The organism is Pseudomonas sp. TE21394 (assembly GCF_054057835.1).
Window position 1 is genome coordinate 5,377,774 of the sequence record NZ_JBSRZR010000001.1, and the last position, 14,361, is coordinate 5,392,134.

The 14,361-nt window shown below is 63.7% G+C and carries 16 protein-coding genes; 6 read left to right on the forward strand and 10 right to left on the reverse strand.

Annotation, left to right across the window (positions count from 1 at the left end):
• Positions 1–99 precede the first annotated feature (99 nt).
• Together pabB and ACVWZT_RS24855 are read left to right on the forward strand one after the other, a co-directional pair.
• Entirely contained in the window at positions 100–1,443 is a 1,344-nt protein-coding gene (gene pabB / locus ACVWZT_RS24850; RefSeq protein ID WP_457471954.1) for an aminodeoxychorismate synthase component I, read from the forward strand.
• A gap of 80 nt (positions 1,444–1,523) precedes the next feature.
• A complete protein-coding gene (locus ACVWZT_RS24855; RefSeq protein ID WP_296234926.1) occupies positions 1,524–2,258 on the forward strand; it encodes a phosphoadenylyl-sulfate reductase in 735 nt (244 codons plus the stop codon).
• A 119-nt stretch (positions 2,259–2,377) separates the two neighbouring features.
• Here ACVWZT_RS24855 and cysB read toward each other — a convergent pair whose 3' ends face one another.
• The 3 genes from cysB to ACVWZT_RS24870 form a co-directional block, all read right to left on the reverse strand.
• Positions 2,378–3,352, reverse strand: coding sequence for an HTH-type transcriptional regulator CysB (gene cysB / locus ACVWZT_RS24860; protein ID WP_225777172.1), 975 nt, complete (start codon positions 3,350–3,352; stop codon positions 2,378–2,380).
• Between the two features lie 128 nt (positions 3,353–3,480).
• The gene (locus ACVWZT_RS24865) at positions 3,481–3,978 is read right to left on the reverse strand and encodes a universal stress protein (protein WP_225777171.1); all 498 of its coding nucleotides are present in this window, start codon (positions 3,976–3,978) and stop codon (positions 3,481–3,483) included.
• Between the two features lie 103 nt (positions 3,979–4,081).
• Positions 4,082–5,029 (reverse strand): putative 2-dehydropantoate 2-reductase, encoded by a 948-nt coding sequence (locus ACVWZT_RS24870; RefSeq protein WP_457471955.1) that lies wholly within the window; start codon positions 5,027–5,029, stop codon positions 4,082–4,084.
• Positions 5,030–5,259: 230 nt separating this feature from the next.
• Between ACVWZT_RS24870 and ACVWZT_RS24875 the strand changes: the two genes are divergently transcribed.
• Positions 5,260–6,336 (forward strand): 3-deoxy-7-phosphoheptulonate synthase, encoded by a 1,077-nt coding sequence (locus ACVWZT_RS24875; protein ID WP_296234921.1) that lies wholly within the window; start codon positions 5,260–5,262, stop codon positions 6,334–6,336.
• An 87-nt stretch (positions 6,337–6,423) separates the two neighbouring features.
• Here ACVWZT_RS24875 and ACVWZT_RS24880 read toward each other — a convergent pair whose 3' ends face one another.
• A complete protein-coding gene (locus ACVWZT_RS24880; protein WP_025338432.1) occupies positions 6,424–6,705 on the reverse strand; it encodes a GNAT family N-acetyltransferase in 282 nt (93 codons plus the stop codon).
• A 508-nt stretch (positions 6,706–7,213) separates the two neighbouring features.
• Here ACVWZT_RS24880 and oprI point away from each other — a divergent pair.
• A complete protein-coding gene (gene oprI / locus ACVWZT_RS24885) occupies positions 7,214–7,465 on the forward strand; it encodes an outer membrane lipoprotei OprI (protein ID WP_003259780.1) in 252 nt (83 codons plus the stop codon).
• A gap of 132 nt (positions 7,466–7,597) precedes the next feature.
• Here the strand turns inward: oprI and ACVWZT_RS24890 are convergent, their stop codons facing one another.
• The 3 genes from ACVWZT_RS24890 to ACVWZT_RS24900 form a co-directional block, all read right to left on the reverse strand.
• Entirely contained in the window at positions 7,598–8,575 is a 978-nt protein-coding gene (locus ACVWZT_RS24890; RefSeq protein ID WP_296234911.1) for a L,D-transpeptidase family protein, read from the reverse strand.
• Positions 8,576–8,686: 111 nt separating this feature from the next.
• Positions 8,687–8,977, reverse strand: a complete 291-nt coding sequence (locus ACVWZT_RS24895; RefSeq protein WP_225777168.1) for a hypothetical protein — start codon at positions 8,975–8,977, stop codon at positions 8,687–8,689.
• A gap of 58 nt (positions 8,978–9,035) precedes the next feature.
• Positions 9,036–9,641: an arylesterase gene (locus ACVWZT_RS24900; RefSeq protein ID WP_296234910.1), complete on the reverse strand. Its 606-nt coding sequence runs from the start codon at positions 9,639–9,641 to the stop codon at positions 9,036–9,038.
• Between the two features lie 10 nt (positions 9,642–9,651).
• Here ACVWZT_RS24900 and ACVWZT_RS24905 point away from each other — a divergent pair, with 10 nt between their 5' ends.
• Both ACVWZT_RS24905 and ACVWZT_RS24910 read left to right on the forward strand, forming a co-directional pair.
• The gene (locus ACVWZT_RS24905; protein ID WP_296234909.1) at positions 9,652–10,335 is read left to right on the forward strand and encodes an ABC transporter ATP-binding protein; all 684 of its coding nucleotides are present in this window, start codon (positions 9,652–9,654) and stop codon (positions 10,333–10,335) included.
• Positions 10,335–12,842 (forward strand): ABC transporter permease, encoded by a 2,508-nt coding sequence (locus tag ACVWZT_RS24910; RefSeq protein ID WP_296234907.1) that lies wholly within the window; start codon positions 10,335–10,337, stop codon positions 12,840–12,842. The genes ACVWZT_RS24905 and ACVWZT_RS24910 overlap by 1 nt, the downstream gene beginning before the upstream one ends.
• 43 nt (positions 12,843–12,885) lie before the next feature.
• Here the strand turns inward: ACVWZT_RS24910 and greB are convergent, their stop codons facing one another.
• The 3 genes from greB to ACVWZT_RS24925 all read right to left on the reverse strand — a co-directional run bounded on the left by greB (position 12,886) and on the right by ACVWZT_RS24925 (position 14,355).
• Positions 12,886–13,359, reverse strand: coding sequence for a transcription elongation factor GreB (gene greB / locus ACVWZT_RS24915; protein WP_457471958.1), 474 nt, complete (start codon positions 13,357–13,359; stop codon positions 12,886–12,888).
• Positions 13,360–13,370: 11 nt separating this feature from the next.
• The gene (locus ACVWZT_RS24920) at positions 13,371–13,679 is read right to left on the reverse strand and encodes a hypothetical protein (RefSeq protein WP_296234906.1); all 309 of its coding nucleotides are present in this window, start codon (positions 13,677–13,679) and stop codon (positions 13,371–13,373) included.
• Positions 13,680–13,917: 238 nt separating this feature from the next.
• Positions 13,918–14,355, reverse strand: coding sequence for a DoxX family protein (locus ACVWZT_RS24925; RefSeq protein WP_457471960.1), 438 nt, complete (start codon positions 14,353–14,355; stop codon positions 13,918–13,920).
• Positions 14,356–14,361 lie beyond the last annotated feature (6 nt).

A 14,361-nucleotide genomic window follows, 5' to 3' on the forward strand; every position in this document is an offset into this window, starting at 1 on the left:
CGGGCTTAACACGATGCCGAATGTCGCGCCCAGTGCTAGGCGCATTTCCTGCACAGGTCTACAATCGCCCTCCTCGCTTTTACATCGCCGTCCACACTGATGCCGACCTGCACGCTCCATCCCCTGCCCTACCAGCCTGATCCTGCCGCCTTTTTTGCCCGCCTGCGCCAGGCACCCGGTGCGATCCTGCTCGACAGCGCGCGCCCCGGCGCCGAGCGCGGTCGCTTCGACCTGCTCAGCGCCTGGCCAGTGCAACAGCTGCAGGCGCAACCTGGCGAAGATGGCCGCGCCTTCCTCCAGCGCCTGCGCGTGGGCCTGGCGCAACTGGGCCATGCGCAACTGCCCGACGGCTGCGAGCTGCCGTTCGCTGGTGGCCTGATCGGTTACCTGAGCTATGACTTTGGTCGGCGCCTGGAACAGCTGCCGAGCCTGGCCGTTGACGACCTGGGCCTGCCAGATGCGCAACTGGGCCTGTATGCCTGGGCGCTGGTCAGCGACCACCAGTGCGCGACCAGCCAGCTGGTCTTTCATCCGAGCCTGGCCGACCAGGAACGCGAACGCCTGATCAGCCTGTTCGAAGGCGCCGACAACAGTGCAAACGGCCGCTTCGAGCTGCTGGCGCCGATGGCCGGTGACCTGCAGTCCGAACAGTACAAGGCTGCGTTCGACCAGGTGCAGCGCTACATCCAGGCGGGCGACTGTTACCAGATCAACCTCACCCAGCGCTTCCGCGCCCCCTGCCAAGGTGACCCGTGGCACGCTTACCGGGCCCTGCGCAAAGCCTGCCCGACACCATTTTCCGGCTACCAGCAACTGGCTGACGGCAGCGCGTTGCTGAGCTTTTCGCCCGAACGCTTCATCCGCGTCAGCCGGCGCCAGGTGGAAACCCGGCCGATCAAGGGTACCCGCCCGCGCGCCAGCGACCCCGTCGAAGATGCGCAGAATGCCGAGCAGTTACGGCACAGCGCCAAGGATCGCTCGGAAAACCTGATGATCGTCGACCTGCTGCGCAACGACCTGGGGCGCACCTGCGAGATCGGTTCGGTGAAGGTGCCGGAGCTGTTCAGCCTGGAAAGCTACCCCAACGTGCACCATCTGGTCAGCAGCATCACCGGTCGACTGGCCAGCAACAAGGATGCCCTGGACCTGATCGGCGACAGCTTCCCCGGCGGCTCGATCACCGGCGCACCGAAGATCCGCGCCATGCAGATCATCGACGAGCTGGAGCCGACGCGCCGCACACTGTACTGCGGGTCACTGCTTTACGTGGACGTGCGCGGCGAGATGGACAGCTCGATCGCCATTCGCAGCCTGCTGGTCAAGGGTGGCCAAGTCTGCTGCTGGGGCGGCGGAGCGGTGGTGGCCGATTCCGAGTGGCAGGCAGAATATGAAGAATCGATTGCCAAGGTCCGGGTGTTGATGGAGACGCTGCAAGGCTTGTGACCGGCGTCTACCCCGCCATTTTTTGTTACCATCAGCCTACTACGAGCGCACAGCGCCACAGCCAAGATGGAAACCGCCTGATGAGCCAACCCTTCGACGTCGCCGCCCTGGCCGCGACCTACGCCAACAAGTCCCCGCAGGACATCCTCAAGCTCGCCTTCGAGCACTTCGGAGATGACCTGTGGATTTCCTTCAGCGGTGCCGAGGACGTGGTGCTGGTCGACATGGCCTGGAAGCTGAACAAGCAGGTCAAGGTGTTCAGCCTCGACACCGGGCGCCTGCACCCGGAGACCTACCGGTTCATCGACCAGGTGCGCGAGCAGTACAACCTGCCGATCGAGATCCTCAGCCCCGACCGCGCCAAGCTCGACCCGTTCGTCAAGGAAAAGGGCCTGTTCAGCTTCTACAAGGACGGCCACGGCGAGTGCTGCGGCATCCGCAAGATTGAGCCGCTGCGGCGCAAGCTGGCGACCGTGGGCGCCTGGGCCACCGGCCAGCGGCGCGACCAGAGCCCGGGCACCCGCAGCCAGGTAGCGGCACTGGAGATCGACAGCGCCTTTTCTACCCCCGAGCGCACCTTGTACAAGTTCAACCCGCTGGCGCAGATGACCAGCGAAGAGGTGTGGGGATATATCCGCATGCTTGAACTGCCTTACAACAGCCTGCATGAGCGCGGCTTCATCAGCATCGGCTGCGAACCCTGCACCCGGCCGGTCCTGCCGAATCAGCATGAGCGCGAGGGGCGCTGGTGGTGGGAAGAGTCGACCCAGAAGGAATGCGGGCTGCACGCGGGCAACCTGATTACCAAGGCTTGAAATTGCCGGGCCGCTTCCTGTCCCTCACGACACAAGGCCACCCCTACAGGTAAACGCATGCCCCTGTAGGAGCGGCCTTGTGTCGCGAGGGGGCGCAAAGCGGCCCCGACAGTCTCGAATCAGTGCACCGGCAGTTCGACCCCTTCGAACAGCTCTTCCAACTCCTGCTTGTTATGACACTGTATGGCCTTGGCCATTACTTCACGGGTCAGGTGCGGGGCGAACTTCTCGATGAAGTCGCACATGAAGCCACGCAGGAAGGTGCCACGGCGGAAGCCGATCTTGGTAATGCTGGCCTCGAACAGCTCGCTGGCATCCAGTGCGACTAGGTCATTGTCCAGCTTGGCGTCCACCGCCATGCCGGCAACGATGCCCACGCCCAGCCCCAGGCGCACATAGGTCTTGATCACGTCGGCGTCTGCTGCGGTGAACACCACTTTCGGTGTCAGGCCACGATGATTGAAGGCCTCGTCCAGCTTCGAGCGCCCGGTAAAGCCGAACACATAGGTCACGATCGGGTATTCGGCGACGGCTTCGAGGGTCAATTTGGGCAGCTTCGCCAGCGGGTGACCCTGCGGCACCACCACGCAACGGTTCCACTTGTAGCACGGCATCATGATCAGGTCGCCGAACAGCTCCAGCGCCTCGGTCGCGATGGCGAAGTCAACCGTACCGTCCGCAGCCATCTCGGCAATCTGCATGGGCGAGCCCTGGTGCATGTGCAGGGACACTTCCGGGTACTGCTTGATGAAGCTGCTGATCACCGGCGGCAGGGCATAACGCGCCTGGGTGTGGGTGGTGGCGATGGACAGCGTGCCCTTCTTCTCGTTGGAGAATTCCTGGGCGATCTGCTTGATGCTTTCGACCTTGCGCAGGATCTCGCCGGCAGTATTGATGATGCGCTCACCGGCCGGGGTGACACGGGTCAGGTGCTTGCCGCTGCGGGCAAAGACTTCAACACCCAGCTCATCTTCGAGCAGGCGGATCTGCTTGCTGATACCCGGCTGGGAGGTATACAGGCTCTGCGCCGTCGCGGACACGTTGAGGTCATGGTGCGCCACTTCCCAGATGTAGCGCAGTTGTTGAAGCTTCATAGGTTCCCCTCGGTTCAGCAATGAGTCCGCGGCAGCAGGCAGCGTCGATATATAACTATATTAGTGGTTCTGGAAATAAATCTAGAACTATTTTGTTACATACCGACGGAAATGGCCTACGGCCATATTCATGCCTTCCTACGCCCCAAGTGCTGTGCCAACGGCACCATGTACACCGGCACCGGCGATAGCTGCAGCAGCCGCACCGCCGTGCGCCCCAAGGGCACGTCCACGCCCGCACCGGCGCTGTGACTGCCGAAAATCAGCAGGTCGACACTCAGCCGCTGCGCTTGGTCGAGGATCACCTGTGCCGGGTCGCCCTGGCGCACCCGCACCGCCTTGATCACCGCCAGGTCGGCCTCCTCGCCAAGCTCGTCGCGAAAGTTCTCCAGCACACGCTGCTCGATGTTGGCCATCACCGTGTTCACCCCCTGGCTGTGCAACTGGTCGAGCGTCTGCTCGTCGAGGTAGCTTTGCAACAGCGATTCGGCGAACTGCCCCATGGGCTCCACTGCATGGATCACATACAACTCGGCGCCGAAGGTACGCGCCAGCGCCAACGCGTGCTGCATGACAAAAGGGGCGTACACACCGAGGTCAGTGGCGTACAGCATGGAGCGGATCATTCGACCTCCTCGACTGCCGCTGCGGCAGAGCAAGCTTCAGCTTAGCAGCGCCCCGGACGCGCGCCTGGCCGTCCGGCGCACTGCCGGCCAGCCCGAAGCGCGCTCAGCAGGCCTGGCCACCGCGCCCCATGAAGGCCAGCGCCTGGTACAGCATCTCCATGCGTGGCAACTGGCAACCGGCCGCCCGTGCCCGTGCCAGTGGCTCGGCATAGATGGCCTGCAGTTCCAGCGGGCGCTGGTGGGCATGGTCGTGGTACATGCTGGGCCAGTAATCGGGCATGCGCTCGGTGACGTCGAACAGGTGCTCGGCATAACCCTCGGGCAACACATGACCACACGCCGCCGCCCCCTGCACCACCTCGGCCATCAAGGCCCGGATCAGCGCACGGCTGTTGCTGTCGGCCATCAGCGGCGTGGTACTGGCGCCGAGCAGCACCGACAGGCCGTTGTAGGGTACGTTCCATACCAGCTTCTGCCAGCGCGCCTGGGCCAGGTCGGGCATGGCCTGCGAATCGATGCCCGCAGCCTGGAACAACCCCGCCCCCTCCTTGACCAGCGCGGCACCGCCATCGCTGGCCGGCCCGCTGTGGTAGCCCAGGTTGACCGCGCCCAGCGCCTGGTGACGAATCACCCCAGGTGCCTGGCGGTTGACGCAGATGAAACACAGGCCGCCAAGCAGATGGATGTCGTTGCGCAATACCGGGCGCAACTGCTCCTCCACACCCAGGCCGTTCTGCAACAGCACCACCTTGGCGCCAGGTGCTGCCGCCTGTACGATCAGCGGTGCCAGCTGGTCATTGCTGGTGGCCTTGGCGCCCACCAGCAGCCAGTCGCAGGGCGGCAGGTCGGCGGCGCTGGCATAGGTTTTCACGTTCATCTGCAGGGTGCCGTGTACGGCACTGTCCAGGGTCAGCCCCTGCTCACGGATGACCTGGTACTCGCTGCGCAACAGAAAATGCACATCGAAGCCGGCCCGCGCCAGCATCAACCCATAGAAACCGCCGATGGCGCCACTGCCGATAATGCCAATGCGTGGTGTGTGCGTGTGCATGCCGATCTCCAGGTAAAAGTCAGCCCTCTTTATTACACAGGTTGCGCAGCGCTGGCAGCCTGTTTGCGGCAAACCCCTGCCATCTCGGAAAAACCCCACACGGACGGGGCCCAGCCCATTGTCCCGCCACCAGTAACGCGCTAAGGTTCGGCTCCCCGCTGCGATTATTCTTGCTGCTGGGCCGCACGGGGACAGTTGGCGGCCGGCACCGTGACCTGACGAGTAACACGATGGCTGATTTACCGATCGATGACTTGAACGTTGCCTCCAACGAGACGCTGATCACCCCCGATCAGCTCAAGAAGGAAATTCCCCTCAGCGCCAAGGCCCTGCAGACCGTGACTGCCGGCCGTGAAGTGGTGCGCAATATTCTCGACGGCAAGGACCATCGCCTGTTCGTCGTGGTCGGCCCTTGCTCCATCCACGACATCAAGGCTGCCCACGAGTACGCCGAGCGCCTCAAGGCACTGGCCGAGGAAGTGTCCGACACGCTGTATCTGGTCATGCGGGTGTATTTCGAAAAACCGCGCACCACTGTCGGCTGGAAGGGCCTGATCAACGACCCGTACCTGGATGACTCGTTCAAGATCCAGGATGGCCTTCACATCGGCCGCAAGCTGCTGCTGGACCTGGCCGAAATGGGCCTGCCAACCGCCACCGAAGCGCTCGATCCGATTTCCCCGCAGTACCTGCAGGACCTGATCAGCTGGTCGGCCATCGGCGCTCGCACCACCGAATCGCAGACCCACCGCGAAATGGCCTCAGGCCTCTCCTCGGCGGTCGGCTTCAAGAACGGCACCGATGGCGGTCTGACCGTTGCCATCAACGCCCTGCAGTCGGTGTCCAAGCCGCATCGCTTCCTCGGCATCAACCAGGAAGGCGGTGTATCGATCGTCACCACCAAGGGCAACCCGTACGGCCACGTGGTGCTGCGCGGCGGCAACGGCAAGCCGAACTACGATTCGGTCAGCGTCGCCCTGTGCGAGCAGGACCTGGCCAAGGCCCGGATCAAAGCCAACATCATGGTCGACTGCAGCCACGCCAACTCCAACAAGGACCCTGCCCTGCAGCCGCTGGTGATGGAAAACGTTGCCAACCAGATTCTCGAAGGCAACCAGTCGATCATCGGCCTGATGGTCGAGAGCCACCTGAACTGGGGCTGCCAGTCGATTCCGAAGAACCTGGATGAATTGCAGTATGGTGTGTCGATCACCGATGCCTGCATCGACTGGTCGGCTACCGAGAAGACCCTGCGCAGCATGCGTGCGAAGCTGAAGGATGTGCTGCCGCAGCGCAAGCGCGGCTGATAGCGGATATAAAAAGGCGGGGCCGCTTTGCGCCCCATCGCTGGCTTACCGGCGATGGGATGCAAAGCGGCCCCGCTTTTTTTAGAATCAGACCTTGCTGGAATGCCGCTGCTGGCGCTCCATATAGCGCTCCACATACGAGCAGGACGGAATCACCGTGTAGCCCATCTGTTCGGCGTACTCCAGGGCCCGCTCGGTCAGCGCGGCTGCAATCCCGCGGCCGCGCAGTGCGTTGGGCACGAAGGTGCGATAGATGTCCAGCGTCTGCTTGCCCAGATCCATGTACGTCAGATAGGCACGATGACCGTCCACGTTGGTCTCGAACTGATGACCGGCCTGGTCATGGTGGATGGTCAGCGCTTCGCTCATCACTACTCCTTGCAGGTCTTCTCGGCAGACCCATACCTTAACCGATGGTGGTTTATCCGGCACAGAATCCTCTACGCCACCTGTTGCCCCTTCGACCACCGAACGATTGCAATCGTTCGGAGCCTCTGGCACTCACAAGATAGTAGGCGCCGCAACCGGGATTGCTCAAGGTGGGGCAGTTGAAAATGGCGAAAATGCAGCCACAGCGACTCTTGGCCGCATGCCGGCAGGCCCACTGGATGTACTAGGGCTTAAGACGCTGAAGGACAGTTAAAGTCACCGTTAGTTCAGCAAAAAAGTTGCCGCAGTACAAACGCTTGCGCGCCCTGCGCGTTTTTTACACAGTACCTGTCGCGAATCTTGTCAGGACGGCACCAAGCAACATTTTTTTTGCAGTTCTTGCGCTTAGTCAGTTTACTTACTACAAGTAATGGGTACTATGTACGCCGGCCAGTTTCTCTTTTCCGAGAGATGGCTATTTAATAGAAAGTCCTTGAAGGGGAACACGATGAACAACGTTCTGAAATTCTCTGCTCTGGCTCTGGCCGCAGTTCTGGCTACCGGTTGCAGCAGCGTATCCAAAGAAACCGAAGCTCGTCTGACTGCGACTGAAGACGCAGCAGCTCGCGCTCAAGCTCGTGCTGACGAAGCCTACCGTAAGGCTGACGACGCACTGGCAGCCGCTCAGAAGGCTCAGCAGACCGCTGACGAAGCCAACGAGCGCGCTCTGCGTATGCTGGACAAAGCCAGCCGCAAGTAATAATCCTCACGGATTGTTATGGAGCCGACCCACTTGTGGGTCGGCTTTTTTATTGCCCACACAAAAGGCAAACGCGGCAGACAGAAACGAAAAGGCCTGCACTAAGGCAGGCCCGGGTGTGTCGCAATTAGCCTACTGCAGTTCTGCAGGAATGCTCGACACCATTGGTGCGCCGCCCTGGTTCTGGGTGGGCACGGCAATTTCCACCGGCATGCCATCTTCCGCAGCCACCACGTCACGCACCATGTCCCAGTTCATGCGCAGGTTGTTGGCCAGGTCTTCGCGCTTGAGCAAGGCATTGATAACCGCCGTGTGTTTGTCGACTACCGACGGATTGCCCTGGTCGTCCAGCGGCGTGTGCGCCTCCAGGTAGACCTTGCCGCCACTGATACCGAACTTGTACGGCTCGTTGATGATGCGCACCGGCGTACCCACCGGCACCATCTTCGACAATTCCAGCACATTGTTGTTGAGCATACGGAAGCAACCGTGGCTGGTACGCATGCCGATGCCGAACTTCTTGTTCGAACCGTGGATCAGGTAGCCCGGTACGCCCAGGGTGAACTTGAACGGCCCCAGCGGGTTGTCCGGACCAGCCGGTACCACGCTCGGCAGGATGTCGCCGTCAGCGGCGTGTTCGGCACGGATGGACGCGGGAGGGGTCCAGGTCGGGTTCGGCGTCTTGGCGGTGATTCTGGTGTTGGCGATCGGCGAACCCCAGCCCTCGCGCCCGATGCCCAGCGGGAAGGTATGCACCACGTTCTGCCCTTTCGGGAAGTAATACATGCGGTACTCGGCCAGGTTGATGACGATACCCTCACGCGGGCCAGGCGGCAGGATGTAGCGCGTCGGCAGGATGATTTCGGTGCCTGCGCCCGGCAACCACGGGTCTACACCCGGGTTGGCAGCGATCATTTCCAGGTAGCCGAGGTCGTTGGCGGTGCCTATGTCGGCGAAGGTGTCCTCGTACTTGGCCTTGATCACCTGCACCTGGCCGACGATGTCTTCACCGGGCGGTGGCAGTGGCAGCTCCAGCGCAGCAGCGGGGCCTGCTACCAGCAGGGCGGCCAGGGACAGGCTACGGGTGACGGCAGGAAAGCGCGGCAACATCCGGTAAATCCTTCGAAAGATGGGTCAAGAGAATCGATTGTACACCTGTGCCGATGCAAGCGGGAGGCATTGCCGCGATGCAAGCGTTTCAGATGATGAAAGGTGTGCCGCTCAGCCGCTCTGCAGCTCCGGCCACACCGGGCGCATGCCACGCCGCTGGGCATCGAGAATGGCGCGGCACAGGTCGCACAGGCGGCCGTCGCGGTAGATCGAGCGCGGCACCCCCGACCAGCGTGGCTGCGCCGGCAGCAGGCCACCGCACAGGGTACGGTCGACCGGCACGCCCAGCTCCAGCTGACGAGCCACCAGATGGACGCGGATTTCCTGGCAGGCGAACAGATCGAGCTGCTCATCGGGCTCGATCAGTTGGTAGGCATACAGGGACCAGGCAGGGCGCGGCATCGGGGGCACTCGAAACGGGGGGCGCAACATTAGCCGAAAGCCGGCGCCGTTTAAAGCATCACAGCAAGGGTTTTATCGCCGGCCAGGCATTTTCCAGCAGGCGCTGCTGGGCGGCCTGGGCCGGGTGGATGCCATCCGCCTGCATCATCCCCGTCACACCGCCCACCCCTTCGAGGAAGAACGGCACCAACGGGACCTGTTTTTCCGCCGCCAGCTGTTCATACACCTGGGCGAATGCGCTGGTGTAGCGCACGCCGTAATTGGGTGGCAAGCGCATGCCCAGCAGCACCACCTTGGCGCCGGCCTCGCGCGCGCGCTCGATCATCGAAGCAAGATTTTGTTGCAATTGCGCCGTCGACTGCCCGCGCAGACCATCATTGCCGCCCAACTCCAGCACCACAAGGCTCGGCTTGTGCGCTGCAAGCAGCGCCGGCAGCCGCGCCTGACCACCTGCGCTGGTATCGCCACTGATCGAGGCATTGACTACCTGATCGTCGAAACCTTCGTCCCTGAGCCGGGTCTGCAACAGGGACACCCAACCCTGGCGGGTATCCAGGCCGAAACCGGCGCTGATACTATCGCCAACAACCAGCAACGTTCCCGCCGCCGCGCTCTGGGCCAGGCAATACAGGGCCAGACCGGCACTCAACCACCACACTCGCATCGGATTCTCCATGGGCCCCAGCATTCTCGTTGCGCAGAACCTTAGCAAAGTGGTCCCCAGCGCGGAAGGTGACCTGACCATCCTGCATGCGCTGTCCCTCGACCTGGCCCGGGGCGACAGCCTGGCCATCGTCGGCGCCTCGGGCTCGGGCAAGTCGACCCTGCTTGGCCTGCTCGCCGGGCTCGACCGGCCCAGCGCCGGCCAGGTCCTGCTCGCCGGCCACGACCTCGGGCCGCTGGATGAAGACCAGCGCGCGCGGGTGCGTGCCGAACACGTGGGCTTCGTATTCCAGTCGTTCCAGCTGCTCGACAGCCTCAACGCCCTGGAAAACGTCATGCTGCCGCTGGAGCTGGATGGCCGCCGCGATGCCAGAGAACAGGCGCGCACGCTGCTCGAACGGGTCGGCCTGGGCAAGCGCCTGAGCCATACCCCGCGCCAGCTCTCGGGTGGCGAACAGCAACGCGTGGCCATTGCCCGTGCCTTCGCCGCCCAACCGGCAGTGCTGTTCGCCGACGAGCCCACCGGCAACCTCGACAGCCACACCGGCGAACGCATCAGCGACCTGCTGTTCGAGCTGAACAAGGAACGCGGCACTACCCTGGTGCTGGTGACCCATGACGAACGCCTGGCCCGGCGCTGCCGCCGCCAGATCCGCCTGGACGCAGGCCGCCTGGTGGCGCCGGTGGAGGCCTGATGACCCACATGCCGCTGTCCCGCCTGTGCGGCCTGGCCCTGCGCCAGTTGCTGCGCGACATCCGTGCCAGTGAAGTGCGCGTGCTGTTCTTTGCCCTGCTGGTGGCCGTCGCGGCCAGCACCGCCATCGGCTATTTCGGCGCCCGCCTCAACGGCGCCATGCAACTGCGTGCCAGCGAGTTCCTCGGCGCCGACCTGGTGTTGCAGGGTAGTTCCCCGCCCCGCGAACAACAGCTCACTGCCGGCAAGGCGCTTGGCTTGCGCCATGCCCAGGTGGTCGAGTTCACCAGCGTGGTGGGCGGCGACAACGGCATCCAGTTGTCCAGCGTCAAGGCCGCCGACGGCGCCTACCCGCTACGTGGGCAGGTGCGTAGCGCCGCACAACCTTACGCCACGGAAACCCCAGGCGGTGGGCCGGCGCCGGGCGAGGCCTGGGTCGAACCGCGCCTGCTGGCAGCATTGGGGCTGCCGGTCGGCGCCAGCATCGACGTCGGCATGAAAACCCTGCGTATCAGTCGCGTGCTGACCTACGAACCGGACCGCACCAACAACTTCTACAGCCTGACTCCGCGCGTGATGATGAACCTGGCTGACCTGCAAGCCACCGGCGTGATCCAGCCAGGCAGCCGGGTGACCTACCGCGACCTGTGGCGCGGCGAACCTGAGGCGCTGGCGCGCTATCGCCAGGCCGTGGAGAAAGACCTGGCCGCCAACCAGCGCTTGCGCGATACCCGCGATGGCAACCAGCAGATCGGCGGTGCCTTGGGCAAAGCCGAGCGTTACCTGAACATGGCAAGCCTGGTGGCAGTGCTGCTGGCCGGGGTCGCCGTGGCACTGTCGGCGAGCCGCTATGCGGCACGCCGCCTGGACGCCAGCGCCCTGCTACGCTGCCTGGGCCTCTCCCGCCGCCAGGCACTGGGCCTGTATTGCTTGCAACTGGCCATGCTCGGCCTGGCCGCAGCGCTGCTGGGTGCCCTGCTCGGCTGGCTGGCGCAGCTTGGCCTGTTCCGTCTGTTGCAGGGTTTGTTGCCAAATGTGGTACCCGCCGGCGGCATCGTTCCGGCGCTGGCTGGCAGCGCCACCGGGCTGGTAGCCCTGGCAGGCTTCGCCTTGCCGCCAATTGCCGCACTGGGCAAGGTGCCGCCACTTCGCGTACTGCGCCGCGACCTGCTGCCGATACCGACCAGCAGCTGGCTGGTGTATGGCGCTGCCCTGCTCGCCCTTGGCCTGATCATGTGGCGCCTCAGCCTCGACCTGCTGCTCACCTTCACCCTGCTCGGCGGCGGCCTGGTCGCCGCACTGCTGCTTGGCGGCCTGCTGTTGCTCGGCTTGCGCAGCCTGCGCCGGTTGCTGGCCGGAGCAACGCTGACCTGGCGCCTGGGGCTGGGGCAACTGCTGCGTCACCCCATGGCTGCCGCCGGCCAGGCCCTGGCCTTCGGCCTGATACTGCTGGCCATGGCGCTGGTCGCCCTGCTTCGCGCCGAACTGCTCGACACCTGGCAAGCGCAGTTGCCCAAGGATGCGCCCAACCACTTCGCCCTGAACATCCTGCCAGATGACCGCGAACCTTTCGCCCGCCAGTTGCATCAGGTCAACGCGACCTCGGCGCCACTGTACCCGGTGACACCGGGTCGCCTGGTGCAAATCAATGCGCAGCCGGTGCAGCAGGTGGTCAGCAAGGATTCGGCCGGCGAGCGCGCCGTGCAACGTGACCTCAGCCTGACCTGGGCCGCCGACCTGCCGGAAGGTAATGAGCTGACTGCAGGCAGCTGGTGGCAGAACCTGCCCGCTGCAGAGGAAATCCCTGGTGTATCGGTGGAAGCGGAACTGGCCAGCAGCCTGAAGCTGCAGTTGGGCGACCTGCTGACCTTCGACATCGGCGGCCAGCAGCACCAGGCCAGGGTCAGCAGCCTGCGCAGCGTGCATTGGGACAGCTTCCAGCCGAACTTCTACATGATCTTCCAGCCTGGCACGCTGCAAGGGTTGCCAACCACCTACCTGACCAGTTTCTACCTGGCGCCTGGCCATGACCTGGACGTTGTGGCGCTGTCACGAGCGTTCCCGGCAGTGACGATCCTGCAGGTGGACGCCCTGCTCGATCAACTGCGCAGCATTCTCGCCCAGGTGACCTTGGCGGTGGAATACGTATTGCTGTTCGTGCTGGCGGCGGGGCTGGCGGTTTTGTTCGCGGGCCTGCAGGCGACCCTGGACGAGCGTATCCGCCAAGGCGCCTTGCTGCGCGCACTAGGTGCGGCGCGTCCATTGCTGGTCAAGGCCCGGCGGATCGAGTTCGGCTTGCTGGGTGCCGCCAGTGGGCTGTTGGCGGCGATAGGCTGCGAACTGATAACGCTGGTGCTGTATCGCTATGCGTTTGACCTGCACTGGAGCCCGCATCCGTGGCTGCTGGTGTTGCCCCTGGCGGGCGCACTGCTGGTGGGTGCAGCGGGCGTGCTGGGGACGCGACGAGCGTTGAATGCCAGCCCGTTGGCGGTGTTGCGGGAAAGTTGAGAGTTGCCTGTAGCCGTGAGGCGGCCGGCCCAGGCAACACAAATTACTGGCCGTAGCTGATGCTGTTCACATACCAGGTGGCTTCCCCAGCAGGGGTCTGTACCACCACCTCGTCACCCTCCTGCTTTTTCAGCAGGGCACGGGCCATGGGCGAATCGATCGAGATGTAGTCGTTGCGCCCGTAGATCTCGTCGTAGCCGACGATGCGAAACTTCATGACCTCGCCCTCGTCGTTCTCGATTTCCACCCAGGCACCGAAAAACACCTTGCCTTCCTGCTGTGGCGAGTAGGCCACCACCTTCACATCTTCAAGGCGCTTGCGCAGGTAGCGCACCCGGCGGTCGATCTCGCGCAACAGCTTCTTGTTGTACTGGTAGTCCGCGTTCTCACTACGGTCGCCCAGCGACGCCGCCCAGGCAACTTTCTGGGTGATCTCCGGGCGGTACACCCGCCACAGGTGATCCAGCTCTTTCTTCAGCGCCTCATGGCCTTCCGTGGTGATGATGTTGGTACTCAACAGCACACTCCTCAGCGGCGGGTAATCAGGCCTTGGCGCGCGATGCGGGTGAGATGACCGATGACTTCGGCGGCCTCTTCCGGCACCGGGGCCTGGATCACGGCCAAGTCGAAACGGTCAGCGCCATACTGCGCGAGGTGGCAACCGGTATCGGCGAACTGGATCAGGAAGGCACGCGCCTGCCCCTTGCGCCGGGACAGGCCTTCGAGGTGACGCAAAAGAGTGGGCTGATGCTGGCCGCCGAGCAGGATGCGCGGGGTGCGGGACGCCTGGCTGGCTGGCAAAGGGCTCAAACAGACACTGGTACGTGGGCAACTCATGGAGCTTCTCTCCGCCTCGCGAATCCCGCTGGGCAGCGGTGGGAGGCGTCACCGAACCAGCGCTTTAGCGGTATTTCGGATGACCCGGAGGGGGCTGTCCCGCGCCCCGCAAGTAGCTGTTTAAATCGGCGCAGGCGGTATGCTAGAGCGAGCAGCAGCAAGTTGCAAGCCGCAGGCACAAGCAGATCGATCCCGGGCTGCTCTTGCTTGCGGCTTGCGGCTGGCAACTCGCGGCAGGTTACCGGGCGATCAGGCGGTCCAGCGAGAACCGCCCTGCGCCTTCGATCAGCACCGCGACGGTACCGGCCAGCAACGCCAAGGCAAACTCATAGCCGTTGTTGGACATGAACAGGCCGTTACCGATATGCACCGAGAAGATCGCCACCACCAGGGTCACGGTCAACGCCAGGGCCGCCGGGCGCGCCAGCAGGCCGACCAGCAGGGCCAGACCGCCGAAGAACTCGGCGCTACCGGACAGCAAGGCCATCAGGTAACCCGGAGCCAGCCCGATGCTTTCCATCCACTGGCCGGTGCCCTCCAGGCCATAGCCGCCAAACAGACCGAACAGTTTCTGCGCGCCGTGCGCCATGAAGATGATGCCGACCAGGATACGGATGACGCTGAGGCCAGCGCCGGCACGGGTGGAGACCAGCGCGTTGAGGATGGTGTGGTTCATGTCGAA